General features: G+C 47.1%; 3 protein-coding genes. All 3 read left to right on the top strand.

The window, feature by feature from the left end; translation table 11 throughout:
- Nucleotides 1–452 (top strand): Zn-ribbon domain-containing OB-fold protein (locus DSOL_RS25780; protein ID WP_207649639.1); only part of this gene is annotated, 452 nt, incomplete at its 5' end.
- Nucleotides 453–480: 28 nt separating this feature from the next.
- Entirely contained in the window at nt 481–1620 is a 1140-nt protein-coding gene (locus DSOL_RS25775) for an acyl-CoA dehydrogenase (RefSeq protein WP_075367554.1), read from the top strand.
- Between the two features lie 352 nt (nt 1621–1972).
- Nucleotides 1973–3016, top strand: coding sequence for a thiolase C-terminal domain-containing protein (locus tag DSOL_RS25770; RefSeq protein WP_083643076.1), 1044 nt, complete (start codon nt 1973–1975; stop codon nt 3014–3016).
- Nucleotides 3017–3020 lie beyond the last annotated feature (4 nt).

Below are 3020 nucleotides of genomic sequence, written 5' to 3'. Positions count from 1 at the left end.
TTGAACAAGGATGTGTACTTTATAACGTAGATCCCATCGTTATGAAATACCACTATGAAGTGGATTATATCCATAGCTATGCCCAAGACTCACCCTTTTTTGAAGGATTAGCAAAAGGGGAACTTAAAGGAAGTAAATGCACAAAGTGCGGCGGTACGTTTGCGACCCCGCGCAGCCACTGCATGACCTGTGGAGCGGAGACAGAATGGATGCAGCTCCCCTTGACAGGGAAAGTGCATACCTATACAACGTGTTATTTTGGAGGGCAAGAGTTTCTGGCAGAAACCCCTTTCACCCTCATTATGGTCGAGTGGCCTGGGGTCGACACACTGTTTTTATCCCGCCTGATTGGAGTAGCCCCGGAAGATGTGAAAATTGGCATGGATATTAAGGCAAAGTTTAAACGCTTGAGCCAGTTCAAACCCACTGACGTCTATTTTGTTCCTGCTTGATAAGGAAAAAATGAAGGGGGTAGGGTAAATGTTTGGTTTAACTGAAGATCAAAAGTCATTGCGTGCCATGGTGCGTTCCTTTGCCGATGAGGTCGTAGAGCCTGGGGCAGAGGAACGTGATCGGACGGGTGAATTTCCACTGGAAATCGTTAAAAAGATGGGAGAGCTGGGACTTTTAGGTTTGCCATTTCCAGAGGATGTAGGAGGAACCGGTGGAGACACGGTCAGTTATGCCTTGGCCGTTGAGGAACTATCTCGGGTATGTGCCTCGACTGGGATTACTTATGCAGCGCTACTATCCCTGGGAATAAGCCCGATTTACTATTTCGGAACTCCTGAGCAAAAGGAAAAATATCTACCTTCTTTATTTAGTGGCAAGTATTTGGCGGCCTTTGGTTTGACAGAGCCAGAGGCAGGGTCTGACGCAGGCGGCACGAGAACAAGAGCTCGTCGAACGGATAAAGGATGGGTTCTCAACGGTTCGAAATGTTTCATTACCAATGCCAGTTATGCGGGAGTTGTTACCGTAACAGCGCTTACCGATCCTTCGAAAGGAACCCGAGGGATAAGTTCCTTTTTAGTGGAACCGGGTACTCCAGGTTTCCAGATTAACACTCCTTATGATAAAATGGGCCTTCATGCTTCCAACACAACGGAACTTGTTTTTGAGGATGTAGAAATTCCAGCAGAAAATCTCTTAGGTGAGGAAAACAATGGTTTTCGTCAATTCATGAAGATATTAGACGGTGGTAGGATCAGCATAGGGGCAATGGGAGTGGGCATTGCCCAAGGTGCACTTGATAAGGCATTGAAGTATTCTATGGAGCGCAAGCAATTCGGGCAAACTTTAAGTAGTTTTCAGGCTATCCAGTTTAAACTGGCAGACATGGCTACCCAAACTGAGTTGTCACGCCTGATGATTTTGCGGGCTGCAAGTCTTAAAGATGCCCATCTGCCTTTTGGCAGAGAATCAGCTATGGGCAAATTGCATGCTTCAGAAACTTCGGTCAAGAACTCGCTAGAGGCTATCCAGATTCACGGCGGATATGGCTATATGAAAGATTATCACGTAGAAAGGTATCTGCGAGATGCCAAACTGCTGGAAATAGGGGAGGGAACGTCTGAAATTCAGCGCTTGGTCATCTCGCGGGCTCTGGGTTGCCGGTAAGACATGGCAGAAATGCCGTGAATAGGCAACTTTGCCTGGGCTAAATTGCCTAGGTCCATAGCTGAAATGCGATAGTAATTCGTCCCGAGACCTGATACCTGTGGGCTCAGACAACATTTCAGAATATTCATTAATGTGGCACAACTCTTGCTCTATATAACCCTTAGAAGCAGGAAGGGGGTGCCATATTTTTATTCTGGTGTTATTTCATGTCATCTTTGACATCTCGAAGGTAAACTCAGCTTCTTCAAGAGCAAGGGCCTGATGAACCTGTTTTAGATGGTGGTTGAAAACTAAATAAAGCAAAGGCTTAATTGAACTCACAAATCCAATAGGTATGAGGAGGAGAACTATGAGACCAGTGTATATGGTGTCCGGCGGCATCACGAAATTCGCCAAATCCACACCGAAAAAGGACTTCCGTTATATGGCCAAAGAGTCGTTTGATCAGGCTATGGCCGATATACCCAACTTGAGCCTAGACCAGATTGACGGCTCAGTCATCGCTTATTTTTCGGATCACTTTACCCGTCAATTGATGGCAGGAATTATGGTCCAAGATTATTTGGGACTTACCCCAAAGCCTTCCAAACGAGTCGAGTCTGGAGGAGCTACGGGAGGAATGTGCTTTCAAACAGCCTGGGAGGCTATTGCCAGTGGACGGATGAACGTCTGTGCCGCGGTTGGCTTTGAAACCATGTCCCATGTGAATACCTGGAAGGGAAATGAGTTTATCGCCCTAGCGTCCGATGTTAACTTTGATTACCCCGTCGGCGGATTTTACACAGGCTATTATGCCATGATGGTCAAGCGGCATATGCATGAATTTGGTACCACGGAGCGGCAACTTGCGGCGGTTTCCGTTAAGAATCATGGCAACGCACTGCATAATCCCTATGCCCAGTTCCCCGCGGAACTAACGATCGAAGATGTCCTCAACTCTGAAATGGTGGCAGATCCCTTGAAACGGTTAGATATATGTGTCATGTCGGATGGGGCGGCTACGGCTATCTTAGCTTCAGAAGAAATGGCTTTTAAGTTAACGGATAAACCCATTCTGATCAGCGGCGTGGGAACAGGAACGGATGCCATGCGTTTATCGGATCGTCCCTCACGTGAAGTCATCCTTCTTGACCACGAACGCGCAGAGGATTATAAAGACTTGAAATACCCTGGGGTCCATTCCTTCAGGGGAGGCCGAGTTGCGGCGAAAGAAGCTTACAAAATGGCAGGGATCGAGAACCCGCTGGAGCAGCTTGATTTCGTGGAGCTTCACGACGCTTTTACCTCTTCGGAAATTCAAACCTATGAAGATTTAGGGTTGTGCAAATATGGAGACGGTGGGAAATTTGTAGAATCGGGAGCAGCCAATGGTCAACGGAAAAAATGCCGGTGAATCC

The organism is Desulfosporosinus metallidurans, assembly GCF_001936615.1.
GTDB classification, from domain to species: Bacteria; Bacillota; Desulfitobacteriia; order Desulfitobacteriales; family Desulfitobacteriaceae; genus Desulfosporosinus; species Desulfosporosinus metallidurans.
This window is presented reverse-complemented; position numbering and strand designations above follow the sequence as displayed.